Raw genomic sequence first — 25,688 nt, forward strand, 5'->3', positions numbered from 1 at the left:
CATATTGCAGGCGTTTTTTTTGGTTTTATACTTTGCGAATAATCTCGCCTAATTTTGTGCCCATCACCGTTGGCGTGCCAGCGCGATAGTCCTCGGACCAGTTCATGACGCCGGGGCCAAAGACCACAATGGCCGTGCTGCCCAATTTGAAACGCCCCATTTCTTCGCCTTTTTTGAGCGCAACGGTTTGCTGCGTGTCGTACCGTGTACGTCGAATGGCGCGGCGGTAGGGCGTGACTTGACCAGCCCACACCGTTTCTATGGCAGCCACAATCATTGCGCCCACCAAAACCAGTGCCATGGGTCCCGCGTCGGTTTCAAAAAAGCACACCAGCCGTTCATTGCGTGCAAATAAACGGGGCACTTCATCTGCTGTGGCTTCATTCACTGAAAAAAGGTCGCCTGGCACATACACCATTTCGATGAGCTTGCCTGCCAATGGCATGTGTACGCGGTGGTAATCTTTTGGTGAGAGATAAACTGTTGCAAATTTTCCACCCATGAATGGCTGGGCCGCTTCTGGATCGCCGCCCAACAATTCGGTAAGGCTGTAGTCTTGGCCTTTGGCTTGAAAAACCCGCCCTAATTCGACATCGCCCAACTGTGAAATGGCGCCGTCGGCGGGGCTCACAATGCTGTCGCTATCGGTGTCGATTGGGCGCATGCCGGGCTTGAGCGCGCGCGTGAAAAAATCGTTAAAGCAGGCGTATCGGGTGGGATCCTCTTCGAGCGCCTCGCTCATATTTACGTCGTAGCGGTCAACGAACCAGCGGGTGAAAGGGTCTTTAATCCAAGGAATGGGGGTTTCGGCCAGCCAGCCAGCGGCCCGCGATAGGGCGTGCTGGGGGATTAAGTACTGCAGGCTGGCAAAAAGTTTAGGGCTCATGTGGGTATCCGTAGCGGGTTATTGTTCGATCGGTGTCGATGGGTGGTTGCCCCATTCGCTCCACGAACCATCGTAGGCGCGAATGGAAAAGCCCAAGCTTTTGCCTACTAAGTAGGTAAAGCCGGAGCGGTGATGTGTTTGGCAGTGCGTAATGATGTCTTTGCCGCGCACTATACCAAGGTTTGCCAGTATGGCTTTGGCGTCGGAGCGAATGCGCAGTTGGCGCTGCTGGTCCATGAGTTGAGTCCACTCACAATTGGTGGCGCCGGGAATGTGGCCGCCCCGCTGGGCAAAGACTTTTTCGCCTCTAAATTCTGCGGGGCTGCGGGCATCCCAAATCACCAATGACTCGTCTCCGAGGCGAGACACAATGTCATCGAGTGACATGGTGAAAGGTTTGGGGTGCAGGTGCAGTGTATGAGGTACCGGCGCAATGTGGGGCACCTCGGTTGTGAGTGGTAAGCCCTCCGCTTTCCAGGCGATCAGCCCGCCATTGAGGTAGGAATAGTTTTGATGGCCAATGACATCAAGCAGCCAAATAAATCGCCCCGCCCAGCCGCCGCCTTCATCGTCATACACCACAACGTGCGTGTCTGGCGTCAAGCCGAGTCGCTCAAACAGTGCATTTAGGTGGGCGGCATCGGGCAGCTTGCCCACCGCCGGCGGGGTATTGGCCATAATGGATTGGGGCGTAACGCTCACAGCCCCGGGGAGATGGCCTTGAGCATAGGATTGCTCGTTACACAAATCGACAATGCGCAATGCGGGGTTGGCAAGCTCGGTGTGTAGATCAGCAGGTTCAATGATGAGTGGCAGCATCATGGGGCTCCCTGAATTAGAAAGACGTCATTGTAATGGAATGTGCTCAGTGCACCAGTGCGAACTCAGCTTAACTTGCAGCGCGACGCTGGACCTTGCGCGCCAATCGCGCGATGGCTTTTTGCGCCGCCTGTGCCAAACGCTTGCATGCCTGAACTCGTGGCGGTGATAGATCAGCTTCGGCGGCCAGCAAAATGGCGATGGGCTTCTGCCCGAGAAACAGCGAGATCAATATCGCGTCTCGCTCAGCGAGCGCTTCGCTGAGTGGCGTGGGCATTTGTGCCAGTAGCGCAGATCGATTGTCGGTGTTGATCAATACGGCCGCGGGCTTGGCGCTTAGGCGTTCAAGCAGCGTGCTCTGCGCTAGTTTGTCGGGCAGCAACGCGTGCTGATCGAAAGGGCATTTGAATTGCCAGCTTTCCGCCTGAGTATTTACTAGCAGGCCACCTTGCTCCATGCCCATGCCATGTTGCAGCGTGTTAGTAGTGGCCTGAAAAATGGTGTTCAACGAGGAGAGTGCCGCCGAGCCCTCCGCCAAAGCCTTGAGGCCCGCACGAACTAAATCGGGGTCAATGAAACGGTTGTCTAGCAGGCGTGAAGGCGCGCCGGTAGCCTGCGCGGCCTCGGCTTGATTCGCGGGCGCTTTCGATTCCGCCGATGTTTGTGGTCGCGGCAGCGAATAGATGGGCAGATCCGCAAATCGTGGCCAGTGGCACAGCAGTCGCCGCGCTGGGTGCTCGTTGACTAGCGCTGGGTGAATACTGGGCAGTTGGGCGGCACAGCTATGCAGCAGCGCGCCAACGGTGTGGGAGTCACAGTGAAGTAAGTGCGCTAGCCAATCTTGAACGCGCCGGGTGCGCGTATCGCTGGGGGCCGCGTAAAAGCGGCTGACCAATTGCTGAATCAGCAATAATGTCAGCGATTGTCGTTGGCTTAACGCCGCGGGGAGGTGTCGACGAGCATTGCGCGCCAGTGGCAACAGCGCCTGTTGGAACTGCTGTGCAGACAGCCCGAGCGCCTCTCGCAAGCTGTGCGGTAGGGGTTGTTGCTTCAGTGCGCTGGTGAGCCAAGGTGTGAGTTGGGTACCAAAAACCAACGCCTCGGCTTTGCGTGGTCCAATGTGAGGGTTTAAGGCGAGGCCATTGCAGAGCGATTGCTCTTTTGCCGCATAGTGCCAGCGCAGCCACTGGGGAAGATCGCTGAACAGTGCCGCGAAATAGACATTGGCAGATGCCAAGCCTGCGCTCGCGAGCGGCAGTCGCTGTGCCAATTGCCCTCGCAATAAGCTCTGTTGTAATTGTCGCCAATAGGCGGGCAAGGGCTCGTCAGCGACGGGCAGCTTGTGCAAAATTTGGCTGACCTGTGGAAACCCCAATAAGCTGATCAGATGGCTTAAGCCATGCACTTCATTGCCGGCTGGGGTGAGTAAGCGGTTGGCCCGCAGGAAAAAGTGCAGGCAGGCGGCTGGATCTTGGGCGAGGGCGCGCGCCACCTGATCGGCGCTGCTATTGGGTGCGCGCAGCGCAGTGTGTATGCGGTCAAAACTGCCCGGCAACAACGTCAGTCCCGCCAGAGACAGGCGCTGATGCCAGTGATCGGCCCCTTTCGGGGCGCTCAACTTGATGGGTTCTGGGGCGCGTCGCTTCATTCCCCAAGCATAGTCGACGGCCGTTAACCGTGTGGGTGTTCTAAGCTCGCGAGAATCATTTCGCAACTGTCAAAGCGCGAGCGAGTGATTTGACCGTCGGCGACGGCGGCGTGCAGCGCACAGCCCGGTTCCTGTTGGTGTTTGCAATCGCGAAATTTACAGTGGCCCAGAAATTCGCGAAATTCGCGAAACCCGTGCAGCACGTCCTCCGGCTCCATGTGCCACAGGCCAAATTCCCGTATGCCTGGCGAGTCGATCAAATGGCCGCCCGACGGAAAGTGATAGAGGTGCGCGGTGGTGGTGGTGTGGGTGCCCTTCTGCGTGGCCTCAGACAGGCCGCCAACGCGAATATCGTAACCGGGTAGCAGACTGTTAATGAGCGATGACTTGCCTACGCCCGACTGGCCCACGAACACACTTGTGTAATTGGCCAGATAGCGCGTCAGCTGGTCGATATTTTCACCCGTCTCGGTGGACACGCACAGGCAGTCGTAATCTAAATCCGTGTAGCGCGCCTCTAGCCAAGCCATTTTCTCGCGGTTGCTATCGTCTATGCGGTCAGACTTGTTAAAAAGAACCAGCGGCGTCAGTTCAAGCGCTTCGGTGGCTACGAGGTAGCGGTCGATGAGGTTGGCGTGGGGTTCGGGGTAGGGCGCGGCGACAATGATGATGCGGTCGATATTGGCGGCGATGGTTTTCAAGTCGCCATAGGGATCGGGCCGCTGCAACTGTGAGTGCCGCGGCTGCACGGCCACAATGACACCGGCATCTTTGCCGCGCCGCCAAACTACCTTGTCGCCGGTGACCAGTGAGCCGAGATTGGCGCGAAAGTGACAGCTCACCACCTCGCCCTCGGCAGACCCCTGATCGGCCTCTGCGCCGATGGATTCAACTTCTACCCGCTTGCCGTAGTGAGCCACCACCAAACCAAATTCCTCTGGCCCTAGACTGTCGTCGAGTAGCTGTTGATCCGCCTTGGCGTCGCGCTTGCTGGCGCGCTCGCTGCGCTCTTTTTGGATTTTTTCGATGCGCCACGCTTGGCGGCGGTTGAGCTTGCGTTTACTCATGGTGCAGGGTCATCGTGCGGGCGCCTCGGGCATTGCCTTGCTAAACTGTGGGGCACATTGTAAAACGTGCGCCTTTAAAAAAATACGAGCATCTACCTATGAGCCAAATTGCCGACGATAACCTGATCTGGATTGACCTTGAAATGACCGGCCTTGAGCCCGATACGGATGTAATCATCGAAATTGCTACCATCGTGACTGACTCTCAACTCAACGTCCTGGCGGAGGGGCCGGTATTTGCCGTACATCAAAGCGATGCGGCGCTGGCGGCAATGGACGAGTGGAATACCAACCAGCACGGTAAATCCGGCCTGACTCAGCGGGTAAAAGATAGTAAAACATCTGCGGCCGAGGCCGAGGCAGCCACCATCGCTTTTTTGGAGCAGTGGGTACCCAAGGGCAAGTCGCCCATGTGCGGCAATTCCATCTGCCAAGATCGCCGATTTTTAGTGCGTGGTATGCCTGCACTGGAGCGCTATTTCCACTATCGCAATTTAGATGTGAGCACACTGAAAGAGCTGGCGCGTCGCTGGGCGCCGGAAGTGTTGGCGGGCGTCAAAAAATCCAGTAGCCATCTGGCTATGGACGACATCAAAGACTCCATTGCCGAGCTGCAGCACTATCGCAAAGAATTTATTAAGTTCTAATCGCGGCCAATGATTCTTGCAGCACCTCAATAAGGTGCATTCAGCACCTTATTGCTGCTGCTCATTTCGAGATTTGGCCATCAAATTCCTAATTAATATTGCCGGCGCGAGTGCGATCTTCACCGCTGCGTCGGCGACGGGGGAAAGTGATGTATTCGCTGCAACATCAAGCAATGAGCCGCACAATGGGTTGGTGAAGCAAGGGAAGGCTCAAGATGCCAATGCAGAGCGAACACTGTTAAACTGAGGCTCTATTTCGATGAGTGGTTGCCAACACCGATGCCTCACCTTCTCTTGGTTATAGTGTTACTGCTGCCTATTTCGCTCTCTGCCGCTGAATCTACCTCGGTACCCGCCAAGCCACCGCTTATATTTGTCTACGATAGTTATCTCATTGAGCCCTACGTCTTTATACACAACGGGCATATCACCGGCGGTATTTATTGGGAACTAGCCCAGCTTATTGGTGCGCAATTACAGCAACCCATTCAGTTTCAGCGCTCGCCACGACGACGCATGGAGCAATTTCTAGCCGAGGGGCGGGCTCATGTTCTACTGCTTACTAACCCCGCCTGGATGACGGCGCCCGAGGCATTGTCCTGGACAGTGCGAGTCAGTAGAGAGAAAGATGTCATCGTGCAAGCGCAAGGCCGGCGTTTTGACATGCATTCGCTCGACAATTTGTTGGGCAAGCGATTGGGGACGGTGCAGGGTTATCAGTATCAAGGCTTCGCTGAGGAGCCCTACCTCAGTCTAATAATTCGCGACGACGCCAAAAGCATACCCACTAATTTTACCCGGCTGTTGCGCGCCAGATTGGACGCCTTGATCGCGCCCGATATCGTCGTGGGTTATCTCTTTAAAGAACAATATGACCCTAACGCATTTCATGTGGTGCAAACGTGGAGCATGGAACACGACATTTTTAGTGCAGTGTCCCCTAAGTCTCCCGTTAGCGCTGAGCAGCTTTCAGACGTGTATCGAAAGTTGCACCAGGAACGCAAATTAGAGGAAGTTTTTAAGAAGTATCGCTAGCTAAATGAGTGGCTTTGGAGAAGTTGCGCCTATTATTACACGCTTGAAATCACCACTCTCGCTCACTGTTTTTGATTTTTCTTTTGCGTTTTCTATCTACGTTGCGTTGCTGCATTAGGGCCCAGTCGATGTGCTCGCGCACCATGTCAGTGGCGTGCTCTCGGGCGCGCTGTAAATGTTCAATGATTTCTGCGCTGTGCGGCGCATTGCCGAGGCCAATGGCAAGGTTGCGCTGCCAGCTTTCATAGCCGGTGCGGCGCAGCGGTGAGCCGGCGGTGCGGTCTAAAAACTCTTGTTCGGTCCATTGAAATAATTCCACGAGCTTGGTGCTGTCTAGTTTGTGACGCGGCAGAAAATCGATTTCCTGCGTTAGGCTGGCGTATTTATTCCAGGGGCAAATGGCTTGGCAGTCGTCACAGCCGAACACGCGATTGCCCATGGGTTCGCGAAACTCTTCCGGAATTGGGCCTTTATTTTCGATGGTTAAGTAGGAGATGCAACGCCGAGCGTCTAGTTCGTAAGGGCGCGGAAAGGCATCGGTGGGGCAGACTTTTAAGCAGGCGGTGCACTCCCCGCACTCGTCTGCCTGCGGGTTGCTGTCGAGCGGAAGCGGTAGGCAGGTGAGCACCTCTCCCAAGAAAAACCAGCTGCCGGCTGCTCGATTGATGATCAGCGTGTGTTTGCCCTGCCAGCCTAAGCCCGCTTTTGCTGCCAGTGGTTTTTCGCTCACTGGCGCGCTGTCGACGAAAGCGCGGTGTTGAAAGCCCTGAGGCAGCGGGATGCCCAAGGCTTCTGCGCGCAGTTCGATGAACGCGGCCAATTGGCTGAGACGCTTGCGGATCAGTTTGTGGTAGTCGCGACCGAGGGCGTAGCGCGATATGTAGGCAGTTTCACCATCTTTCAGCGCAGCGATTAACTGGGTGTCACCGGGCAAATAGTCCATGCGCAGGCTGATGGCACGAGTGGTGCCCGGCAGCAGTTGATCGGGGCGGGTGCGCATATCGCCATGATCGGCCATCCACGCCATGTTGCCGTGATAGCCTTTGTCGAGCCAATCGTGTAATCGTTGGTGCGCCTCGGTGAGGTCGATGTCGGCAATGCCAATCTGCTGGAAGCCCAAGCGCAGTCCCTCTGCTTTGAGTTCGCTGGCCAGTTGCGCCAGTGCGGTGGTTTGCTGGGAGTCTGCCATTGTTCGTGTGCTGCCTATGCCTTTTACGTATAATTCTGACAGATTTTTCACCTGCACGAGATAACGCATGTCCGTTGCCCTGCCCCACGAACTTTACAGCGCCGCCGCCGTGCGCGCATTGGATCAATTTCTCATTGAGCAGCAAGGGCTCAGTGCCGAGCGCTTAATGAAGCGCGCCGGCCGCTTTGCCTTCGACCAAATACAGCAATGCTGGCCCAGTGCGCGCAGCCTCGTTGTGCTTTGTGGCGCTGGCAACAATGGCGGCGACGGCTACGTCGTGGCCGCCCTGGCCCAAGCGCGACAGTGGACAGTGGAGGTGCGTTGGCTGGCGGATCCCGCCGCGCTGACCGGCGCCGCACGGGCAGCTTGGCAGTTTGCCTCGCAGGAGGGGGTGCCCATGGCCCCCTTCGATCCCGCGGAGTCATTGGAAGCTGATGTGTGTGTCGACGGCCTGCTGGGGACCGGCTTGAACAAGCCCGTCAGTGGTGCCTATGCCGACGCCATCGGTTGGCTCAATCGCCAGGCCTCGCCGGTATTGGCATTGGACCTTCCCTCCGGGCTGTCTGCCGACACGGGCGCGGCACTTGGGGCGGCCGTGCGCGCCGATGCGACGGCGACATTTGTGGGCTTAAAATTTGGCTTATTTACCGGCAGCGGTCGGGCCTGTGCAGGGCGGGTCCTGTTTTCGGATCTCGGTGGCGACACACACGACGCCCAAATACCGGTAAAGGCATATCGAGCAGATTACGGACAACTGGTGGCGCAGTTTGCGCCCCGCGACGCCGATAGCCATAAGGGCAGTTTCGGGCATTTGGCCGTGGTGGGTGGCGATCTCGGCATGAGCGGCGCGGCGCTAATCGCCGCGGAGGCCGGTCTGCGCGCGGGCAGTGGCATGGTGAGTTTGGTGAGCCGGCCCTTAACGGCCCAAATCGCCTTAACGCGACAGCCCGAATTGATGGCCTTGGGGGTCGATGCTGGCATCGACGCGCAAGTGAAATTGGCGACTGCCTCAGCGCTCGTCGTGGGGCCAGGTTTGGGGCAGCAGGCGTGGGGTGAACAACTGCTGGCGCAGAGTTTGGCGGCGGAACTGCCCTGCTGTTTGGATGCCGATGCGCTCAATTTACTGGCAAAGCGGGGACAATTTACCTTGCCGCCGCAAACGGTGTTGACGCCCCATCCCGCCGAGGCGGCGCGGTTGTTGAAGATTTCGACGGCGCAAGTGCAGGCCGATCGTGCGGCGGCGGCTGTGGCCCTGGTGCAAGCGACCGGCGCCGCGGTGGTGCTCAAGGGCGCGGGCACACTGGTGGCATTTAGGGCGGGTGGCGATACGCGCCTGGTACTCATTGATGCAGGCAATCCAGGCATGGCCAGCGGTGGTATGGGCGACTGCTTGGCCGGCATTATTGGCGCGCTGCTGGCGCAGGGCATGCTGGCGCCAGTCGCCGCACAGTTGGGTGCTCTGGTACACGCCATGGCGGGCGATCAGCAAGCTGAAGCCGATGGCCAGCGCGGTTTATTAGCCACTGATTTACTGCCCGCTGTGCGTTGGTTATTGAACGGATTGTAGCGATGGATGTCTTGCACTTATCGGCCTTTGGCGAGCCCGCAATGGTGGCACTGGGTGAGCGATTGGGCGCGGCGATGCCCGAGGGTGTCATTTTTCTAGAGGGTGATTTAGGGGCGGGTAAAACGACCTTAACCCGTGGCTTGCTGCGTGCTTTCGGCCATTCAGGTGCGGTTAAGAGTCCCACCTATACCTTGGTTGAACCTTACCAATTGGGAGCTGCCCGCGTGTTTCACTTTGATCTCTATCGCTTGGGTGAACCAGAAGAACTGGAGTACATGGGGATTCGCGATTACTTTGACGACCAATGCCTGTGTATCGTGGAGTGGCCGGCCCGTGGCGAGGGTTTTTTGCCTATGCCCGATTGGCAGGTTAAAGTCGGCATCTTAAGGGAGCCTGGTCGCGCACCGGGTCGATCGCTCACCCTAGCTGCGCACACAGATCGGGGTCGACAGGCTCTGCACATGCTACAAACTACCGGGAGTTAAGGCCGCTGATGCTGCGACCTATCGCAATATTTCTGGGCTTGTGCCTAAGCCTGTGGGCACAGACGCTGGCTGCAACCACCATCGATGGTGCACGCCTGTGGCGCGCGCCAGATCACACTCGATTGGTGTTTGACTTGAGTGGTCCGGTGGAACACAGCATTTTTACACTGAGCGGGCCAGATCGACTGGTGGTGGATATCAAGTCCGTTAAGCTCAAAGCCAATTTGGCGCAGCTGCCGTTATCTGATACACCCATTCATTCGGTGCGCACTGCGCCGCGTGACGGCGACGATCTGCGCATCGTGTTGGATCTCAGTGCCGCAGTAAATCCCCGCAGTTTGGTCTTGAAAAAATTTGGCGATAAATCCGATCGCTTAGTGATTGATTTGTACGACACTGATATCAAAGTGGAAAAAACGGTAGTGTCCTCGGTGCCTACCGCCAAGCGCGACATTGTTATCGCCATTGATGCGGGCCATGGCGGCGAAGATCCGGGCGCCATTGGACCCAACCGTCTGCGTGAAAAGGACGTGGTGTTAGCCATTGCAAAGGAGTTGCAAAAACGGGTGGATGCCGAGCCCGGTTATCGCGCCTTTATGATTCGCAAAGGCGATTATTATCTGCTGCACGCCAAGCGGCGCAACTTGGCGCGCGCTGAGCGTGCCGACCTATTTGTGTCTATTCACGCCGATGCATTCACCAATCCTAAAGCGCGCGGCGCCTCGGTGTTTGCGCTGTCGCAGCGCGGCGCCACCAGTGAAATGGCACGCTTTTTAGCGCAGCGCGAAAACGAAGCGGATTTATTTGGTGGTGAGGGTACCATTCTCGAGGGACGCGATGAAATGTTGGCATCGGTGCTGGTAGACCTATCGATGACGTCAACCTTGAGCCAGAGTTTGCAGGTGGGCGATAAAGTTATTCGCTCCATGAAAAAAATGGCGCACATGCACAAGCACCACGTGGAGCAGGCAAACTTTTTGGTGTTAAAAGCGCCTGATGTGCCGTCAATTTTGGTGGAGACAGGATTTATATCCAATCCGCAAGAAGCCAAAAACTTGGCCTCTAGCCACTACCGCAGCAAAATGGCCGGGGCAATTTTTGGTGGCATCAAAGACTATTTTTATGAATCGCCGCCCTCGGATTCTTACATTGCGTGGCGCAAAAAAGGTGGCCAAAATTCGGCCGATGATGCCGGTGCAAAAGAGTACGTTATTGCTCGCGGCGACACCTTGTCGGCCATTGCACGCCGCCACAAAGTGTCGGTAGAGGAAATTCGCCGCGCCAATAACCTCAATGGCTCCACCATCATGATTGGCCAAAAAATTCAAATTCCCACTTCCTAACCCTGCGTTGACTTAATGACCTCCATTATTAAATTACTTTCCCCTCGTCTCGCCAACCAAATTGCCGCGGGGGAGGTGGTCGAGCGGCCGGCCTCGGTTATCAAAGAGTTACTTGAAAACAGCATCGATGCCGGCGCCACGCGCCTGGATGTCGAGGCCGACGAGGGCGGTGTTAAATTGATGCGCGTGCGCGACAATGGCAAGGGCATCAGCCGCGATGACCTGCCCTTGGCATTGAGCCGGCACGCCACCAGTAAGATTTACGAACTCGACGATTTGGAAGCCGTGGCGACCTTGGGTTTTCGCGGCGAAGCGCTCGCCTCGATCAGTTCGGTGTCGCGCTTGTTGATCACCGCCAATCCCACCGACGATGTCTCTCAAGGCTGGAGTGCCCGCTCTGAAGGGCGCGACATGGAAACTGAATTGATGCCGGCGCCCCACCCGCGTGGCACAAGCGTCGAAGTGCGCGATCTGTTTTTTAACACCCCTGCGCGTCGAAAATTTTTGCGCACCGAAAAAACGGAATTCAATCGGCTGGAAGATGTGGTTAAACGCTTGGCACTGTCACATTTCGACGTGGCTTTTAGCTTGACCCACAATGGCCGTGCACTGCATCAGTGGCGCGCAGCCAGCACGCGCGTCGAATGTGAGCGCCGCGTGGGGCAAATTTGCGGCGCAGCTTTTATGGAAAATGCGTTGTATGTTGAAGTTGAACGCGCGGGATTAAAGCTGTGGGGCTGGGTAGCGCTGCCTGCGTTTTCTCGCTCGCAGGCGGATTTACAACATTTTTATGTGAACGGGCGCGCCATTAAAGATAAATTGGTAACCCACGCCGTGCGCCAAGCATATCAAGATGTGCTGTTTCATGGGCGACACCCTGCCTATGTGCTCTATCTTGAGTTGGATCCCGCCACTGTCGATGTCAATGTGCACCCCACCAAACACGAAGTGCGTTTTCGCGATTCGCGCCTTGTTCACGATTTTCTTTTTAGAACTTTGCATCACGCATTGGCCGACGTGCGACCCCAAGATCAATTGGAAAAAACCGCAATAGAGCCTGCTACTTCCGGTGCCACTGCGGGCGAGTTTGGGCCGCAATCGAGTTTGGGGTTGGCGGTGCCCAGCAGTCGCATGCAGGCGAGTCAGCCCTTCGCTCCCGGTATGTCGAACCCGGGCCAAGTGGGCGAACAACTGCAACACTATGGCGCCTTGCACCAGGGCGTAGGTCCCGCATCTATGGCGTCCATGGCGCCAGAGTCAGACGATGAAATGCCGCCTTTAGGGTTTGCCATTGCGCAGTTGAAGGGCGTGTATATTTTGGCGGAAAACGCGCAAGGACTGGTGGTGGTAGATGCCCACGCAGCCCACGAGCGCATCACCTATGAGCGCATGAAGGCGGCCTTTGAGGGCGAGGGCTTAAAAGCCCAGCCACTGTTGGTGCCGGAGTCCATCCCCGTCAGTGAAAAAGAGGCGGGCTTGGCGGAATCCCATGCCGAGTTGTTTGCGTCGTTAGGGTTTGGCGTCGAGCGCGCGGGCCCCGAAACTTTGTTGATCCGCCAAATTCCCGTGATTTTGGGGCAGGCTAAAGTTGAACAGTTGGTGCGGGATGTGTTGTCCGACCTCGCCGAGCACGGCACCAGCGATCGCATTCGCACCCACATCAACGAATTGCTCTCCACCATGGCGTGCCATGGCTCGGTGCGCGCCAACCGAAAGCTGACCATTCCCGAAATGAATGCCCTGCTGCGCGATATGGAGGCCACCGAGCGCTCGGGGCAGTGTAATCATGGTCGCCCCACTTGGTTTCTACAAAGCATGGATGCCCTCGACAAAATGTTTTTGCGGGGTCAGTGATGCGGCCTCAGGTGATTTTTCTCATGGGGCCGACGGCGTCCGGTAAAACCGACCTCGCCATCGCGCTGCGTGAGCACCTGCCAATAGACCTGGTGAGCGTGGATTCCGCGCTAGTCTATCGCGGTCTGGATATTGGTTCGGCCAAGCCGAGCGCACAAGAGCAGGCGCAGGCGCCACACCAATTGATCGACGTGTGCGATCCGGCCGAACCCTACAATGCCGGTCAGTTCGTGCGCGACGCCGAGGCTGCCATTGCGGAAATTCATCGCCGTGGCCGCATCCCGCTGTTGGTGGGCGGCACTATGCTTTACTTCAAAGCCTTGCTCGACGGGCTGGCAGACATGCCCAGCACTGACCCCGCCGTGCGTGCCGAAGTCGAGCGGGAGGCGGCCGAAAAGGGCTGGGCCGCGCTGCACGCCGAATTGGCGAAGGTGGACCCAGAGACCGCTGCACAGCTCCATCCCAACCATTCTCAGCGCATATCGCGCGCCCTTGAGGTGTATCGCAGTTGCGGCAAAACCATGGCGCAGTTGCGCGCAGAGCAGCAAGCGACGGCGGGCCCGGCCTTTGACGAGCGGTTCGCATTGACCCAGTTGGCCATTGCGCCACGGGATCGCAAGGTTCTACACGAGCGCATTGCAATGCGATTTGAGAAAATGCTGGCGGCCGGTTTTAAAGAGGAAGTGGTGGCTTTGCGCCAGCGCGCCGACTTGCACGCCGAGCTGCCCGCCATTCGCGCCGTGGGCTATCGGCAGATGTGGGAGCACCTAGACGGCGCCTATGACGAGGCCGAAATGCTGGCGCGCGGAGTGGCAGCCAGTCGTCAGCTAGCCAAAAGACAGCTTACTTGGCTGCGAGGCTGGCCAAATCTCAATTGGGTCTATACTGACGATCAGGCTGGAAATGCACTGCCACATGAAGAAATTGTGCGTCAGGCCTTGAACTGTCTGGGGGTTGCAACCATATAATGGGCAGTAGTGTGTCCAGTATGGCGCACCTGTCAGTTATTTCGCTTGCTGTTGCGCCCGTCACAATATGTGTGCTCGGGGTATTCGCAACTTTTATTTCTTGATTATAAGGAGAATAAACATGTCAAAAGGGCATAGCTTACAAGACCCTTATTTGAATGTTTTGCGCAAAGAACGTATTCCCGTATCGATCTATTTGGTTAACGGAATTAAGTTGCAAGGCCAAGTAGAGTCGTTTGACCAATTTGTTGTGTTGTTGAAAAACACCGTAAGCCAGATGGTTTACAAGCACGCCATTTCCACAGTTGTACCCTCTCGCGCTGTCCGCGTACCCATGCTGAACCCAGCAGAAGGTGAGCAGGAAGAAGGCGCAGAGGATTAAACGGGCCTAAAGCTCAGGAGCTATCTTGTTCTTTGAACGTCCCGATTCCGGTGAACTGGCGGTGCTGGTTCACCTGGAATTCAATCTCAAACTCGATGTAAACGATCCCCGCGAATTTGAAGAGTTGGTGCTGTCTGCCGGCGGCGACCCTGTGGCCTTGCTCACGGGCAAGCGCGCTGCGCCCGATGCTCGGACCTTCATGGGCAGCGGCAAGCTGGAGGAGCTGAAGGATTTGGTGGCGCTGCACGAAGCGCAGCTGGTGATTTTTAATCACAACCTTTCGCCCAGTCAGGAGCGCAATCTCGAAAGCGAACTCAATTGTCGCGTGCTCGATCGCACTGGCCTTATTCTCGATATCTTCGCGCAGCGCGCGCGCACGCACGAAGGTAAGTTGCAGGTGGAGTTGGCGCAGTTGCGACACATGTCCACCCGCTTGGTGCGCGGCTGGACCCACTTGGAGCGACAGAAGGGTGGGATCGGCTTGCGCGGCCCAGGTGAAACGCAGTTGGAAACTGACCGGCGGTTACTGCGCGCACGCATCAGCTTTATTGAGTCGCGCCTAGACGCGGTGCGTCGCCAGCGCAACCAAGCGCGGCGGTCGCGCACGCGGGCAGACATTCCAACGGTGTCTCTGGTGGGTTATACCAACGCCGGAAAGTCCACCTTATTTAACCGGATGACCGATGCCGAGGTGTACGCCAAGGATCAATTGTTCGCCACCCTAGATCCCACCATGCGCCGGGTTGAATTGCGTGATGTGGGGGCCGCGGTGTTGGCGGACACGGTGGGTTTTATCAGCCATTTGCCACACAAATTGGTGGAGGCCTTCCGCGCCACCTTGGAAGAGGCGGCCAACGCCACCCTGTTATTGCATGTGATCGATGCGCCGAGCGATGAGCGCAAACGCAATATCGAGGAAGTGGAGTTTGTGCTGGAGGAGATTGACGCCCACGAATTGCCGCAACTCAAGGTCTACAACAAAATTGATTTGTTAGACGATTTTGCGCCGCGAATCGACCGCAATGACCAAGGTGAGCCGGTGGCAGTATGGTTATCGGCGCAAACGGGTGAGGGCGTGGAGCTGTTGCTGCAGGCCATCGCCGAGCGCTTGGGTGAGGAAATTGTGCACCAAAAGGTCACTTTGCCCGTACACTGGTCAAGGCTGCGCGCGCGGCTCTATCAGCACAATGCGGTGCTGGCGGAGGCCAGTGCCGAGGATGGCTCCTTCGAATTGGATGTGCGCATCGGTCGAGTGGATTTGATGCGCTTGCTCAGCGCCGAACAGATTGCGCTGGCCGAATCGCCTTGGCGCAATCTGACGCTGGCTGAATTCTGAATCGCCAGCGAGAACACTTGTCGCGTCGATCGCTCGGCGCTGACGTTGAAAGCTTGATACACTGCCGCCCCATAGCATTGACACCCTGTCCGTGATGGGCGGCAACAATTTTTAATCTGATGGAGACTGACTATGGCTTGGAATGAGCCCGGTGGTAACAATCAGGACCCTTGGGGCGGTCGCAAAGGCGGCAAGAACGAAGGTCCACCTGATTTAGACGAAGCGCTGCGCAAGTTTCAAGAGAAACTTGGCGGTTTGTTTGGCGGTGGCGGCAGCGGCGGCAATAGCGCTGGGCCCGGTTTGACGGCCGGCTTTTTTGGCGTGCTCATTTTGATCGCCGCCACTGTGTACGGTCTGTTCGGCATTTATAAAATCGATGAACAGGAAAAGGCGGTGGTTTTGCGCTTTGGTCTGTTTCATGAAGAAAAGGGTTCAGGCCTGCGTTGGAACCCGCCGCTGGTGGATCACGTGGCCAAGGTCAACGTCACCCGCGTGCGTTTGCACAGTGCCAAGACCACCATGCTGACCGAGGATTTAAACATCGTAGATGTGAATCTGTCCGTGCAGTACTCGATCCTCAATGCAAAAGATTTCGTCATCAACGTGCGCAATCCTGAAAACAGTTTGCGCGAAGCCACTGACTCGGCCTTGCGCCATGTAATTGGTTCCACGGTAATGCACGAAGTGCTCACCGAGGGTCGCACGCAAATTGCCGTGGACGTCAAAGACCGCTTGCAGCAATACCTCAATGCATACGGCACGGGTATTCATGTTGAAACCGTCAACATGGAAGACGCACTGCCGCCGCAACAGGTCAAAGCCGCGTTTAACGATGTGAACAAGGCGCGTGAAGACGAAGAGCGCTTTAAGAACGAAGCGCAAGCCTATTTGAATGGCGTGGTACCAGAGGCGCGCGGTAAAGCGCAGCGTATTATCGAAGAAGCGAATGCCTATAAATCGCGCGTTATCGCCGAGTCTACCGGTGAGGCGTCACGCTTTGAGCAGCTGTTGGTGGAATACAAAAAGGCGCCAAGAGTTACGCGCGATCGCTTGTATTTGGATGCTATTGAATCGGTTATGACCAGCAGTTCCAAAATCATGGTGGATGTGGAAGGCGGCAATAACATGTTGTATCTACCGCTGGATCAAATTGCCAAGCAGCGCTCAAGTGGGCTAGAAAATACAGACATATCGCCTGAAGTGATTCGCGAAGTCAGTAATCGCGTGCTGGATCAACTGCGCCGTGAAGCGGCGTCAAGTCGTCGGGAGGTTCGCTAATGAACGGTAAGTCATTGTTTGCGCTGGCAGTATTAGCGGTCGGCATTTTAGTGGCCAACAGCACACTGTATGTGGTCAAGGAAACCGAGCGCGCCGTACTGCTTGAGTTCGGTAAAATGTCGCCTGACGAAATCACCCCCGGCCTGCACTTTAAGTGGCCGATAAAAGATGAAGTTCGCATTTTTGATGGCCGCGTCCTGACCTTAGATACCCACCCTCAGAATTTTATGACGGTGGAGAAGAAAGGCATGATTGTCGACTACTTCGCTAAGTGGCAGATCAAGGACGTACACAAGTTTTACACCGCCACCGGTGGTGATGAAGCGACGGCAGATCGACTGTTGGCACAGCGCATTAACGAGGGCCTGCGCAACCAGTTCGCGCAGCGCTCGCTGTTAGAAGTGGTGAGCGGTCAGCGCGATGAGTTGATGATTCAGCTGACGGATTCTCTGGATGAATTCAGCCGTACGTCTCTGGGTATCGAGGTTATCGATGTGCGCGTTAAGCAGATTGAATTGCCGCCTGAGGTGAGTGGTTCGGTATACAACCGGATGACGTCTGAGCGTGAGCGCGAAGCGCGTGAGCACCGCTCTAAGGGTAAAGAACAGGCGGAATTCATCCAGGCCGATGCCGATCGCCAAGTGGTGGTGGTTGAGTCTGAAGCCTACCGAGATGCCGAGCGCATCCGCGGTGAAGGGGATGCCATAGCGGCCGCTACCTACGCGGCGGCGTACAACAAAGATCCTGAGTTCTATACTTTTGTGCGCAGCCTCAACGCCTACAAGAAAGCGTTTAAAGACAAGCAGGACTTGATGCTGGTTGATCCCGACAGCGAGTTCTTCCGCTACTTGAAAGACGCACAGGGCAAGGTGAAGTAAGCGGGACTTTCAGTCTCGCCTTTTTGTTCAACATTCACCCACAAAGGGTGGTAGAATGCGCCCCTTTCGGTGATCTGCCACTCAAGCCAGATGAAATCACCGGGCCCAGTGCCCGGTTTTTTTGTGGAAAAAAAGTCCGTATGTGCCAAAAGTGGCACAAAAATCCCGTTTATTGGGGTTAAAAGTTACGACTTGCGGCATGTGTGGCACAAACAGCTAGCGGGCTTATGTGGGAAGAATTGGCAAAGGCGTTTTGTCTGATGTTGGTGCTCGAGGGCATCATCCCTTTTCTGAACCCGGGCCGCTGGCGTGGACTGGTGGCGACTATGGCAACGGTCAGTGATCGCCAACTGCGAATAATGGGGCTGGCCAGTATGCTGGTTGGCGCCGGACTCCTGTATTTCATTAAGTAATAGATAAGGCCCCACGCGTCATGACCAATGCTGATCGATGGTTGCTGCCCGATGGAATCGCCGAGATTCTGCCCGCGCAGGCTGAAGATATCGAACAACTGCGACGGGATTTACTCAACCTCTATCACCGTTGGGGCTACGATCTCGTCATTCCCCCGGTGTTGGAATTTACCGATTCGCTGCTCACGGGTTTGGGGCAAGATTTGGATCTGTTGACCTTTAAGGTCACGGATCAGTTATCGGGTCGATCCATGGGGATCCGGGCCGATATCACGCCCCAAACGGCGCGGATGGATGCGCACTCCTTTAAGCGTGAAGGCGTCAATCGCCTGTGTTATGCCGGGCATGTGGTGCATACGCGCCCGAAGAGCCCGCTCGCCACGCGCACGCCGATTCAAGCCGGGGTGGAACTCTACGGTGAACCCGGTCTCAGCGCCGATATCGAAGTGGTGTCTCTGCTGTTGGAATCGCTGCAGACCGCCGGTGTGACCGCCCTCAATATCGATTTGGGGCACGTGGGTATCTACCGAGCGCTCGCGCGCGCTACGGGCTTGAACGAATCACAAGAGCTGGCGCTGTTTGCACTATTGCAGCAAAAAGCTGTGAGCGATATTGATCAATGGGTCGCCACAGAAATTGCGCAGCCGGGTATGGCGCAGCTGATACGCCAATTGCCGACATTGTGCGGTGGTATCGAGGTGCTGTCGGAAGCGCGTTCGCTCTTCTCGCGCTTTGTTCCCGATGCGCTCCAGGCCATAGACGAATTGAATCAATTGGCTGAGGTCATTGGGCAACGCTACCCCGCCGCCAATTTATATTTTGATATCAGCGAGCTGCGCGGCTATCACTACCATACCGGCGTTGTGTTTGCGGCCTTTGCGCCGGGCTTTGGCGACGCCATTGCCAATGGTGGCCGCTATGATCACATTGGTGAAGTCTTTGGTCGGGCCAGACCCGCCACCGGCTTTGCGGTGGATCTCGGCGCGCTCAATGCGCTGGGTGACACGGTCGGGCAATTGGAGCCCGCAATATTGGCGCCAGAGCCCACTACCGCAGAGGCGTGGGCCGCCATTCAATCGTTGCGCCAGCAAGGCGAGCGGGTAGTGTGCGGATTGAGCGAGGCATCGCTGGTGCGTGAAGAATTAAATTGTGACCGCGAGCTGGTGCTCGAAGACGGTCAATACCAAGTTAAACCACTTAGTCAGTAAAGGTTATTTCGTCATGGGCAAAAACGTCGTTGTATTGGGCACTCAGTGGGGTGACGAGGGGAAGGGCAAGATCGTCGATCTGCTCACTGATCAGGTCTCCATCGTGGCTCGCTTTCAGGGCGGCCACAACGCCGGCCACACACTGGTGATCGGCGGCAAGAAAACCGTACTGCACCTGATTCCCTCTGGCATTTTACGCGAGGGTGTTTCGTGCTTGATCGGCAATGGCGTAGTGCTTTCACCCGAGGCCTTGATGACCGAAATGAAAGGTCTGGAAGACAGCGGAGTGCCCGTGCGCGAGCGCCTGCGTTTGTCGCCTGCTTGCCCGTTAATTTTGCCCTACCACGTGGCCTTGGATCAGGCCCGTGAAGTGGCTAAAGGCGACGCCAAAATCGGCACTACCGGGCGCGGCATTGGTCCGGCCTACGAAGATAAAGTGGCGCGTCGCAGTCTGCGCTTAGGTGATTTGTTTGCGCCAGCGCGCTTTGAAGCCAAGCTGCGTGAAGTGATGGCGTTGCACAATTTCACGCTGACCCAGTACTACAAAGTGCCCGCCGTGGATGTGGAAGAGGTGTTGGCGCTGGCCAAGGTGTGGGCTGAAGAGCTAAAGCCCATGGTCGCCGATGTGACCGATATTTTGCACAGTGCGCGTGAGCGCGGCGAAGGGATTTTGTTCGAAGGCGCACAGGGTTCGCTGCTGGATATCGATCACGGCACCTACCCCTATGTGACATCGTCCAACACCACCGCCGGTGGCACGGCGACCGGCTCCGGCTTTGGTCCGCTGTATTTGGATTATGTGTTGGGCATTACCAAGGCCTACACCACGCGCGTGGGCTCGGGCCCATTCCCCACCGAGCTGGATTGTGAAGTGGGTCAGCATCTCGGTGTTAAAGGCCACGAGTTTGGCGCCACTACCGGTCGCAAGCGTCGCACAGGTTGGTTTGATGCTGTCGCCGTGCGCCACGCGATCCGCATCAACTCCATGTCGGGTATGTGTTTGACGAAGTTGGATGTGCTCGACGGTCTGGAAACTGTAAAAGTGTGTGTGGGTTATAAAAATGCCCAGGGCGATTCCATCGGCGTGCCTTGCGATGCTGAAGGTTGGGCTGAAATCGTGCCGGTGTATGAAGAGCTGCCCGGTTGGACCGACAGCACCGTGGGTGTGACCACGCTGGAGGGGCTGCCTGCAAATGCACGCAATTACATTAAGCGACTGGAGGAGTTGACCGGCGCCCCTATTGATATCGTTTCAACCGGTCCCGACCGCGTGGAAACCATCGTGTTGCGCCATCCTTTCGCTTAAGCGCTAACAGGCGACGACAAAAAGCCCGGGATAACCGGGCTTTTTGGTTTTTGAACTGCAGTTATGTGCGCCCAACTCCAATAGCTGATGGGCCCAATAGCTGATGGGCCCAATAGCTGATGGGCCCAGGTGCTGATGGTGTACTGCCCCCGACGATACAGGCATAAAAAAACCGGCATCAGCCGGTTTTTTTATGCCTGCAAAGGGATGATCAACCCTTTGCGCGACCTTTGAACTCACCGGTGCGGGTGTCAATTTCGATGGCTTCGCCAATCTCAATAAATGCCGCAACTTGCAGTTCGTATCCGTTATCAAGCTTGGCCACTTTCATGACCTTGCCTGAGGTGTCGCCGCGAGCGGCTGGCTCGGTGTAGGCGACGGTGCGAACGATGGTAGTAGGCAGTTCAATGGAGATGGCCTTGCCTTCGTAGAAAACGGCTTCACAGGTTTCCTGCATGCCATCAACGATGAAGTTGGCGGTCTCGCCCAGGTTCTCTTTTTCCACGTCAATCTGATTGTACTCTTCGTCCATAAAAACGTAGAGCGGATCGGCGAAGTAAGAGTAGGTGACTTCTTTGCGCTCAAGAATGATAGGCTCGAGCTTGTCGTCAGCTTTGAACACGGGCTCCTGAGAGGCGCCAGTGATCAGGTTTTTCAATTTCATTTTGCACACAGCAGCGTTGCGACCGGATTTATTGAACTCCGATTTCAGCACGACCCATGCCTGACCATCGAGGTTCATAACCTGGCCGGCGCGGAACTCTTGAGCAGTTTTCATAGCATATTCACCAAAAAATAAAGGCGTTAAAAACGCGCAGTACTATACCTGATTGGTGCAAAAATGCACGATATTTGAGGCTAGATCCCCGTGCATTTGGAGCTTTTCGCGCCAGCTGAGCGCGTGCCTTCGCCAACTGGGCAACTGCTCCAGCAGCGTTTGCCACGGCAGGCTTTGCGTGTGTTGAGGTTGATTCCATTGCTGGTGAGCGGTGTGCAGACTCGCGGCCAAGGGGCTGGGCATATCCCGTGTATAGAGACTTAGAAAAGCGTCTAGTTTGGCGAGGTGGGCGCTCTCCTCTTGGGGGTAGATATGCCAGACAAAGGGGCGTCCCAACATTTGGGTGCGCACGAAGGAGTCTTCACCGCGCACAAAATTGAGGTCGCACAGCGCGAGCAGCTGGTCGTACTCGGGCTGTTGCAGAAATGGCAGCCCCACGAGTGTTAACCCATTGCGCTGGTAGCGGTCGCCCGCGGCTAAGTCATGGCCGAGCCAGTGCGCTACCCCCGCCCCCATTCGCCCTTGGGGTACCGCCAGCGTGCACGGCGAGGCGTGCTCGGCAAGGGCTTGCAGTAGGTCGGGCAGTGCCGCGTTCTCGTAGGCAAACAGGCTCACGGTAAGACCCGGCGATTCGGGCAGGCCTAATTGCTGACGCCACGCGTTTCGCGCAGCGTCGTCGGCGTGGGCCAATTCCTGTAACTGCGGCTCCCACAACAAGCCGCCGGTGCCGGCTTCAAAGCCGGGAAAGAAAAACGTTTTGCGCAGGCCATGCACTGGCGATTGGTTCAGGTGATAGTCTTTCACCCATGCCTCGGCGCTCAAATATTCGAGGTTGATCCACAGCGGCCGGTGGCGCGTCATGCGGCGAATGTAGTCTTCGGGCAGGTGGCAGCCAAAGGCTTCGATGACGACATCGGCGGGCTCACAGTGGGGCAGAGGGTCCTGCCAGTGGCGCACTTGCACGGCGTCGATGCATTGGTGGGCTCGTGTTGGATCGACGGCCTCACACAGTGCTTGAAAGCTGTGTAGATCGTCTACCCACAAGGTGACGCTGCGTCGAAATTGGTGGGCCAGCTGGCGCGACAGTCGCCAGCAGACACCGATATCGCCAAAGTTGTCGATGACGCGGCAGAAGATGTGCCAATTTTGCGGTATGTTCATGGAGCTCCCTTCGGTGGAGGGGCATTATATCTGAGTTGGTTGCGGTGCACCGTTTGCGCGCGAATCACTGTATATTTTTTGGAATGTTTTTTTGGAATGTCTTTTGGGAGTTGAAGTGATGGGATTTAACAAGGTGGGTGTCATTGCCATAAGTGCTTGGCTATTGATTGCATGCGGTGCAGTGCAACAAGATATGCCCGAGACTGCAGCGGCGCCAACCGACTTGGCGCAGGTCGCTCACCACCGGTGGGTGCTCAAGCAAATCAATGGTGACGCGGTGCGCGGCAACGCACTGGGCGCTTATGGCAAGGGGCTGGTGCCCGAGTTGGATTTTGGTGAGCAGCCCCATATCGCCGGTTTTGCGGGGTGTAATCGCTACAAGGGGCAGGCGGTGTTAATGGTCGACGGTCGCTTTAAGGTCGACCAGTTGGCCACCACCATGATGATGTGCCCAGATGCTGCCATGGCACTTGAGCGGCGCTACACCAGCCTCTTGGAAAACTGGAGCCAATTACAGTTAAATGGGGCGCAACTGACGCTGACACAGGGCGGTGATGTGTGGGAATTTGCACTAGCGGATTGGGTGCAGTAGTTGCTCAATTTTGCGATCTAGATGTGCAACGGCAAATTGATAGAGTGCCAGCCCCGTCGCGATGCCCGCGCCGTTGGCGAGCAAGTCGCGCACATCAAAACTGCGCTCTGGGACAAAGTATTGGCCGACCTCTATGGCCAGCGAATAGCTGAACAGCGCTAGAAATCGTAGCCAAGGTGCGCTGTTGGGCCGCGCCAGGCTGACGGAGATTCCGGCGGCCACATAGCCACAAAAATGCAGTGCGAGATCATTGGCGCTGGCAAACCCCGCGCCGGGGTTGGGTGCGAGTCCCAGCAGCGTGAACAAGCCGATTAGCAGCCAAAACTGTAGGTTTTTGAGTATTCGGTAAGCCCTGAGCATGGGTGCCAATGTTTCCTTGCATTAAAACAACACGTGCTTGGTGCGCCGATGTCGAGCCGCTTTTGCCGAGCGGCTAGAGTGGGTTGGCAAGTTCTAGATTGCGTCTGAACCACCCGGCGATGGAGTAGCGATCGACCTTGGCCGGCAACACCTCGTGCGGAAAATCTTCACTCCAAAACAGCAGCAGATCACCGCCTTTCGGGGCAATTTGCGCGAGTTGGGTGGTGTCGGCGTCGTTATAGAGTAGCAGTTCGCCACCGTCGCCTGGCTGCCATTGCGGGTTGAGGTAACACACGCTGGTAAGGATGCGCGCGCCTCTGCCGCGCAGCGCGTCGCGATGCTTGCGGTAAAAGGCGCCCTCGGGGTAGTGGGCGAAGTGCGATTCATATTCGAACAAGCCCGCGAAAAAAATTTCGTTCACCCGCAGCCGGATAGCTTCCATCTGCTGGAAATATTCGCGCTGAGGTTCGCTGTCGCCCTTCATCCAGATGGTGTGATCGCGTCGAATTTTGGTCTGCCTTTGGCCCTCTAGTCCAACGCCCGCTTGCTGCCAGTCGGCACTTTGCATTGCCTCCCAGCGCAATCCCGCCACCAACTCTGCCGATAAAAATCCGGGCAGCAGCGCCCAACCATGCTCGGAGAGCAGGTTGATATAGTCGCTGTCTCGGCCCCCTGGGCCGGTGGTGTTTAGGGCTGTGCTCATATTCGTTGTCACGAGGTATCAGGTCACGAGGTCAATGATATCGAGGTAGATGGCCTCGAGGTCGGCGCGCGATTGTAGGGCTGAACTGGCGAGGGGTACAGCATTTTATCGGTAAAAAAAGTCGCCTAGCGCGGGTCAGGATACCACCAGGTGTGGCAGGTGAAGACTTTCCGCCGAAAAACTCCACCAGCTAGGCGACTCAAACCCTCTGTTGAACATTGTCGTTGGTGAGGGTGGATAGAAAGCGGGGGAATGGTACGCCTTGCGATCGACTTTGCGCACCGAAAAACCATCTGTGTGGTGCATTGCCGGTGGGAAATTTGAACCGGATCATAAATTGTTGCCTCTAGGGCGTCGGCAGGCGCTGAACTTGGCACGCCTGTGTCGGTGCGTATTATTTACGCTTACCGATGACCCGCCAGCCCGCATTGAAGATTGGCTTGTCGGTGCTGAGCATCTGTTCCACTTGAAATTGTTTTTTGATGTCGGATGTTGTGTAGAACGCTTTTGGATCGAGTTCGGCAATGAGTTTACACAGCGCCGGTACGCGTTTCCGGCTCTCGGAAATCAATAGTATTTCCACGTTTTTTTCGTCGTCGAAACGCGCGGCCAATTCAATCACCGAATAGTTGTGCGCGCGCAGTGCGCGCGCCAAGCAGGTCTCTGGATTGTCGGTGACCACGCGCACCAGCTCGCGCCCCATGGCCAATTTGGCCTCGAGCGTAATGCCCACGTAGTTGCCGGCGGCAAAGCCCGCGGCGTAGGCTACGGCGAGATACCATTGATCGAGATGGGTGATAACTTGGCTGGCTGCAAGAATCCACAGCAGCACTTCAAAAAAGCCCACCAATGCTGACAGCGCTCGATAGCCGCGAAACACCATCAAGGTGCGCAGTGTGCCTAAGCTGACGTCGGTGAGTCGCGCACAAAAAATGGCGGCGCACAAAAGCACTGGGTGCAAGTGTAAAAAGGCCAGCAAGTCCGCCATCAATTAAACATTTCCATCAAACGGCGCCCGGGCTCTTCGTCGCGCATGAACGCTTCGCCCACTAAAAAGGTATTGACGTTGTGGCCGCGCATTATTTTAACGTCGTCGATGCTGTGTATGCCCGATTCGCTGACCACAATGCGTTCACTGTCAATGTGCGGCAGCAAGGTAAAGGTTGTGTCCAGACTGGTTTCAAAGGTGTGCAGGTTGCGATTGTTGATGCCAATTAATTTGTTGGGTAGGTCTAGCGCTAGATCCAATTCAGCGCGATCGTGAACTTCCACTAAAACATCCATGCCCAGCTCGAGCGCAATGTTATTTAGGCTCACTAATTGCTGTTTATCCAGTGCCGCCACTATCAACAAAATACAATCGGCACCTATGGCCCGCGCCTCCACCAGCTGGTAGTCGTCGATGATGAAATCTTTGCGAATGACGGGCAGGGTGCTGGCCGTGCGGGCTTGTTTTAAATAGGTTTCCGAGCCTTGGAAAAAATCGGCATCGGTTAAGACCGACAGGCAAGCCGCTCCGCCTTTTTCGTAGCTTTTAGCAATTTCCGTGGGGTCGAAGTGCTCGCGAATCACGCCTTTTGAAGGCGATGCTTTTTTCACTTCGGCAATAACGGCTGCCTGCTGTTGGGCGAGTTTGCGCTCGATGGATGCTACGAATCCACGCACGGGCGTCTGCACTTTTATTTCATTGAGCAGATGCTGGATGCTGGCCGTGCGGCTGCGCTCGGCGATTTCTTCTTTTTTGCGCTCCAAAATATTGCGCAATACGGTGGGTGTCGAAGACAT

The 25,688-nt window shown here is 56.3% G+C and carries 26 protein-coding genes; 15 read left to right on the plus strand and 11 right to left on the minus strand.

Annotated elements, in window-relative coordinates:
* Positions 1-25: 25 nt before the first annotated feature.
* The 4 genes from asd to rsgA form a co-directional block, all read right to left on the minus strand.
* Complete coding sequence (asd, locus tag FHS30_RS01985) at positions 26-886, minus strand: archaetidylserine decarboxylase (RefSeq protein ID WP_183907777.1); 861 nt, start codon at positions 884-886, stop codon at positions 26-28.
* Between the two features lie 18 nt (positions 887-904).
* Positions 905-1,708 (minus strand): rhodanese-like domain-containing protein, encoded by an 804-nt coding sequence (locus tag FHS30_RS01990; protein ID WP_183907779.1) that lies wholly within the window; start codon positions 1,706-1,708, stop codon positions 905-907.
* A 67-nt stretch (positions 1,709-1,775) separates the two neighbouring features.
* Positions 1,776-3,353, minus strand: coding sequence for a hypothetical protein (locus FHS30_RS01995; protein WP_183907781.1), 1,578 nt, complete (start codon positions 3,351-3,353; stop codon positions 1,776-1,778).
* Between the two features lie 23 nt (positions 3,354-3,376).
* Entirely contained in the window at positions 3,377-4,420 is a 1,044-nt protein-coding gene (gene rsgA / locus FHS30_RS02000) for a small ribosomal subunit biogenesis GTPase RsgA (RefSeq protein WP_183907783.1), read from the minus strand.
* 98 nt (positions 4,421-4,518) lie between these two features.
* Between rsgA and orn the strand changes: the two genes are divergently transcribed.
* Entirely contained in the window at positions 4,519-5,067 is a 549-nt protein-coding gene (orn, locus tag FHS30_RS02005) for an oligoribonuclease (protein ID WP_183907785.1), read from the plus strand.
* A gap of 279 nt (positions 5,068-5,346) precedes the next feature.
* Positions 5,347-6,102 (plus strand): substrate-binding periplasmic protein, encoded by a 756-nt coding sequence (locus FHS30_RS02010; RefSeq protein ID WP_183907787.1) that lies wholly within the window; start codon positions 5,347-5,349, stop codon positions 6,100-6,102.
* A gap of 49 nt (positions 6,103-6,151) precedes the next feature.
* Here FHS30_RS02010 and queG read toward each other — a convergent pair whose 3' ends face one another.
* Positions 6,152-7,291, minus strand: coding sequence for a tRNA epoxyqueuosine(34) reductase QueG (gene queG / locus FHS30_RS02015; protein WP_183909210.1), 1,140 nt, complete (start codon positions 7,289-7,291; stop codon positions 6,152-6,154).
* A 67-nt stretch (positions 7,292-7,358) separates the two neighbouring features.
* Between queG and FHS30_RS02020 the strand changes: the two genes are divergently transcribed.
* The 12 genes from FHS30_RS02020 (at position 7,359) to FHS30_RS02075 (ending at position 20,309) form a co-directional block, all read left to right on the plus strand.
* Entirely contained in the window at positions 7,359-8,858 is a 1,500-nt protein-coding gene (locus FHS30_RS02020; RefSeq protein ID WP_183907789.1) for an NAD(P)H-hydrate dehydratase, read from the plus strand.
* Positions 8,859-8,860: 2 nt separating this feature from the next.
* Positions 8,861-9,343 (plus strand): tRNA (adenosine(37)-N6)-threonylcarbamoyltransferase complex ATPase subunit type 1 TsaE, encoded by a 483-nt coding sequence (gene tsaE / locus FHS30_RS02025; RefSeq protein WP_183907791.1) that lies wholly within the window; start codon positions 8,861-8,863, stop codon positions 9,341-9,343.
* 8 nt (positions 9,344-9,351) lie between these two features.
* Positions 9,352-10,686 carry an N-acetylmuramoyl-L-alanine amidase gene (locus FHS30_RS02030; RefSeq protein WP_183907793.1) on the plus strand — a complete coding sequence of 445 codons (1,335 nt, stop codon included), beginning with the start codon at positions 9,352-9,354 and terminating at the stop codon, positions 10,684-10,686.
* A 15-nt stretch (positions 10,687-10,701) separates the two neighbouring features.
* The gene (gene mutL / locus FHS30_RS02035) at positions 10,702-12,540 is read left to right on the plus strand and encodes a DNA mismatch repair endonuclease MutL (protein WP_183907795.1); all 1,839 of its coding nucleotides are present in this window, start codon (positions 10,702-10,704) and stop codon (positions 12,538-12,540) included.
* A complete protein-coding gene (miaA, locus tag FHS30_RS02040) occupies positions 12,540-13,508 on the plus strand; it encodes a tRNA (adenosine(37)-N6)-dimethylallyltransferase MiaA (protein WP_183907797.1) in 969 nt (322 codons plus the stop codon). Before mutL ends, miaA begins: the two co-directional genes overlap by 1 nt.
* A 121-nt stretch (positions 13,509-13,629) precedes the next feature.
* The gene (gene hfq, locus FHS30_RS02045) at positions 13,630-13,890 is read left to right on the plus strand and encodes an RNA chaperone Hfq (RefSeq protein WP_183907799.1); all 261 of its coding nucleotides are present in this window, start codon (positions 13,630-13,632) and stop codon (positions 13,888-13,890) included.
* A gap of 25 nt (positions 13,891-13,915) precedes the next feature.
* On the plus strand, positions 13,916-15,226 hold the full coding sequence (gene hflX / locus FHS30_RS02050) for a ribosome rescue GTPase HflX (RefSeq protein ID WP_183907801.1): 1,311 nt from the start codon (positions 13,916-13,918) through the stop codon (positions 15,224-15,226).
* Between the two features lie 132 nt (positions 15,227-15,358).
* A complete protein-coding gene (gene hflK, locus FHS30_RS02055; RefSeq protein WP_183907803.1) occupies positions 15,359-16,504 on the plus strand; it encodes an FtsH protease activity modulator HflK in 1,146 nt (381 codons plus the stop codon).
* On the plus strand, positions 16,504-17,382 hold the full coding sequence (gene hflC, locus FHS30_RS02060; protein WP_183907805.1) for a protease modulator HflC: 879 nt from the start codon (positions 16,504-16,506) through the stop codon (positions 17,380-17,382). The genes hflK and hflC overlap by 1 nt, the downstream gene beginning before the upstream one ends.
* Positions 17,383-17,609: 227 nt before the next feature.
* Positions 17,610-17,795 (plus strand): DUF2065 domain-containing protein, encoded by a 186-nt coding sequence (locus FHS30_RS02065; protein WP_183907807.1) that lies wholly within the window; start codon positions 17,610-17,612, stop codon positions 17,793-17,795.
* A 20-nt stretch (positions 17,796-17,815) separates the two neighbouring features.
* Complete coding sequence (locus FHS30_RS02070; protein ID WP_183907809.1) at positions 17,816-19,003, plus strand: ATP phosphoribosyltransferase regulatory subunit; 1,188 nt, start codon at positions 17,816-17,818, stop codon at positions 19,001-19,003.
* Between the two features lie 13 nt (positions 19,004-19,016).
* A complete protein-coding gene (locus tag FHS30_RS02075) occupies positions 19,017-20,309 on the plus strand; it encodes an adenylosuccinate synthase (protein ID WP_183907812.1) in 1,293 nt (430 codons plus the stop codon).
* Between the two features lie 211 nt (positions 20,310-20,520).
* On the opposite strand, the gene efp is transcribed toward FHS30_RS02075, so the two are convergent.
* Positions 20,521-21,087, minus strand: coding sequence for an elongation factor P (gene efp / locus FHS30_RS02080; protein ID WP_183907814.1), 567 nt, complete (start codon positions 21,085-21,087; stop codon positions 20,521-20,523).
* A 42-nt stretch (positions 21,088-21,129) separates the two neighbouring features.
* On the minus strand, positions 21,130-22,248 hold the full coding sequence (earP, locus tag FHS30_RS02085; RefSeq protein WP_221197119.1) for an elongation factor P maturation arginine rhamnosyltransferase EarP: 1,119 nt from the start codon (positions 22,246-22,248) through the stop codon (positions 21,130-21,132).
* A gap of 118 nt (positions 22,249-22,366) precedes the next feature.
* Here earP and FHS30_RS02090 point away from each other — a divergent pair, with 118 nt between their 5' ends.
* Positions 22,367-22,840, plus strand: coding sequence for an META domain-containing protein (locus FHS30_RS02090; RefSeq protein ID WP_183907816.1), 474 nt, complete (start codon positions 22,367-22,369; stop codon positions 22,838-22,840).
* On the opposite strand, the gene FHS30_RS02095 is transcribed toward FHS30_RS02090, so the two are convergent.
* The 4 genes from FHS30_RS02095 to trpC all read right to left on the minus strand — a co-directional run bounded on the left by FHS30_RS02095 (position 22,820) and on the right by trpC (position 25,688).
* Entirely contained in the window at positions 22,820-23,200 is a 381-nt protein-coding gene (locus tag FHS30_RS02095; RefSeq protein WP_183907818.1) for a VanZ family protein, read from the minus strand. The genes FHS30_RS02090 and FHS30_RS02095 overlap by 21 nt on opposite strands.
* Positions 23,201-23,273: 73 nt before the next feature.
* The gene (locus tag FHS30_RS02100; RefSeq protein WP_183907820.1) at positions 23,274-23,903 is read right to left on the minus strand and encodes a 2OG-Fe(II) oxygenase; all 630 of its coding nucleotides are present in this window, start codon (positions 23,901-23,903) and stop codon (positions 23,274-23,276) included.
* Between the two features lie 394 nt (positions 23,904-24,297).
* Positions 24,298-24,891: a DUF2179 domain-containing protein gene (locus FHS30_RS02105; protein ID WP_183907822.1), complete on the minus strand. Its 594-nt coding sequence runs from the start codon at positions 24,889-24,891 to the stop codon at positions 24,298-24,300.
* Positions 24,891-25,688, minus strand: a complete 798-nt coding sequence (gene trpC, locus FHS30_RS02110) for an indole-3-glycerol phosphate synthase TrpC (protein WP_183907824.1) — start codon at positions 25,686-25,688, stop codon at positions 24,891-24,893. Before trpC ends, FHS30_RS02105 begins: the two co-directional genes overlap by 1 nt.

Origin of the sequence: Simiduia aestuariiviva (genome assembly GCF_014192475.1) — a bacterium.
Classification (GTDB): domain Bacteria; phylum Pseudomonadota; class Gammaproteobacteria; order Pseudomonadales; family Cellvibrionaceae; genus Simiduia; species Simiduia aestuariiviva.

What these genes read in the sequence shown, in the direction of transcription:
- rsgA (WP_183907783.1), bottom strand. Translation starts at nt 4,420, where the DNA reads ATGAGTAAACGCAAGCTCAACCGCCGCCAAGCGTGGCGCATCGAAAAA.
- FHS30_RS02065 (WP_183907807.1), top strand. Translation starts at nt 17,610, where the DNA reads ATGTGGGAAGAATTGGCAAAGGCGTTTTGTCTGATGTTGGTGCTCGAG.
- FHS30_RS02070 (WP_183907809.1), top strand. Translation starts at nt 17,816, where the DNA reads ATGACCAATGCTGATCGATGGTTGCTGCCCGATGGAATCGCCGAGATT.
- FHS30_RS02100 (WP_183907820.1), bottom strand. Translation starts at nt 23,903, where the DNA reads ATGAGCACAGCCCTAAACACCACCGGCCCAGGGGGCCGAGACAGCGAC.
- FHS30_RS02030 (WP_183907793.1), top strand. Translation starts at nt 9,352, where the DNA reads ATGCTGCGACCTATCGCAATATTTCTGGGCTTGTGCCTAAGCCTGTGG.
- hflC (WP_183907805.1), top strand. Translation starts at nt 16,504, where the DNA reads ATGAACGGTAAGTCATTGTTTGCGCTGGCAGTATTAGCGGTCGGCATT.
- FHS30_RS01990 (WP_183907779.1), bottom strand. Translation starts at nt 1,708, where the DNA reads ATGATGCTGCCACTCATCATTGAACCTGCTGATCTACACACCGAGCTT.
- FHS30_RS02075 (WP_183907812.1), top strand. Translation starts at nt 19,017, where the DNA reads ATGGGCAAAAACGTCGTTGTATTGGGCACTCAGTGGGGTGACGAGGGG.
- efp (WP_183907814.1), bottom strand. Translation starts at nt 21,087, where the DNA reads ATGAAAACTGCTCAAGAGTTCCGCGCCGGCCAGGTTATGAACCTCGAT.
- trpC (WP_183907824.1), bottom strand. Translation starts at nt 25,688, where the DNA reads ATGTCTTCGACACCCACCGTATTGCGCAATATTTTGGAGCGCAAAAAA.
- FHS30_RS01995 (WP_183907781.1), bottom strand. Translation starts at nt 3,353, where the DNA reads ATGAAGCGACGCGCCCCAGAACCCATCAAGTTGAGCGCCCCGAAAGGG.
- FHS30_RS02105 (WP_183907822.1), bottom strand. Translation starts at nt 24,891, where the DNA reads ATGGCGGACTTGCTGGCCTTTTTACACTTGCACCCAGTGCTTTTGTGC.
- queG (WP_183909210.1), bottom strand. Translation starts at nt 7,291, where the DNA reads ATGGCAGACTCCCAGCAAACCACCGCACTGGCGCAACTGGCCAGCGAA.
- FHS30_RS02095 (WP_183907818.1), bottom strand. Translation starts at nt 23,200, where the DNA reads ATGCTCAGGGCTTACCGAATACTCAAAAACCTACAGTTTTGGCTGCTA.
- hflK (WP_183907803.1), top strand. Translation starts at nt 15,359, where the DNA reads ATGGCTTGGAATGAGCCCGGTGGTAACAATCAGGACCCTTGGGGCGGT.
- asd (WP_183907777.1), bottom strand. Translation starts at nt 886, where the DNA reads ATGAGCCCTAAACTTTTTGCCAGCCTGCAGTACTTAATCCCCCAGCAC.
- FHS30_RS02020 (WP_183907789.1), top strand. Translation starts at nt 7,359, where the DNA reads ATGTCCGTTGCCCTGCCCCACGAACTTTACAGCGCCGCCGCCGTGCGC.
- orn (WP_183907785.1), top strand. Translation starts at nt 4,519, where the DNA reads ATGAGCCAAATTGCCGACGATAACCTGATCTGGATTGACCTTGAAATG.
- earP (WP_221197119.1), bottom strand. Translation starts at nt 22,248, where the DNA reads ATGAACATACCGCAAAATTGGCACATCTTCTGCCGCGTCATCGACAAC.
- FHS30_RS02010 (WP_183907787.1), top strand. Translation starts at nt 5,347, where the DNA reads ATGCCTCACCTTCTCTTGGTTATAGTGTTACTGCTGCCTATTTCGCTC.
- mutL (WP_183907795.1), top strand. Translation starts at nt 10,702, where the DNA reads ATGACCTCCATTATTAAATTACTTTCCCCTCGTCTCGCCAACCAAATT.
- miaA (WP_183907797.1), top strand. Translation starts at nt 12,540, where the DNA reads ATGCGGCCTCAGGTGATTTTTCTCATGGGGCCGACGGCGTCCGGTAAA.
- tsaE (WP_183907791.1), top strand. Translation starts at nt 8,861, where the DNA reads ATGGATGTCTTGCACTTATCGGCCTTTGGCGAGCCCGCAATGGTGGCA.
- hfq (WP_183907799.1), top strand. Translation starts at nt 13,630, where the DNA reads ATGTCAAAAGGGCATAGCTTACAAGACCCTTATTTGAATGTTTTGCGC.
- FHS30_RS02090 (WP_183907816.1), top strand. Translation starts at nt 22,367, where the DNA reads ATGGGATTTAACAAGGTGGGTGTCATTGCCATAAGTGCTTGGCTATTG.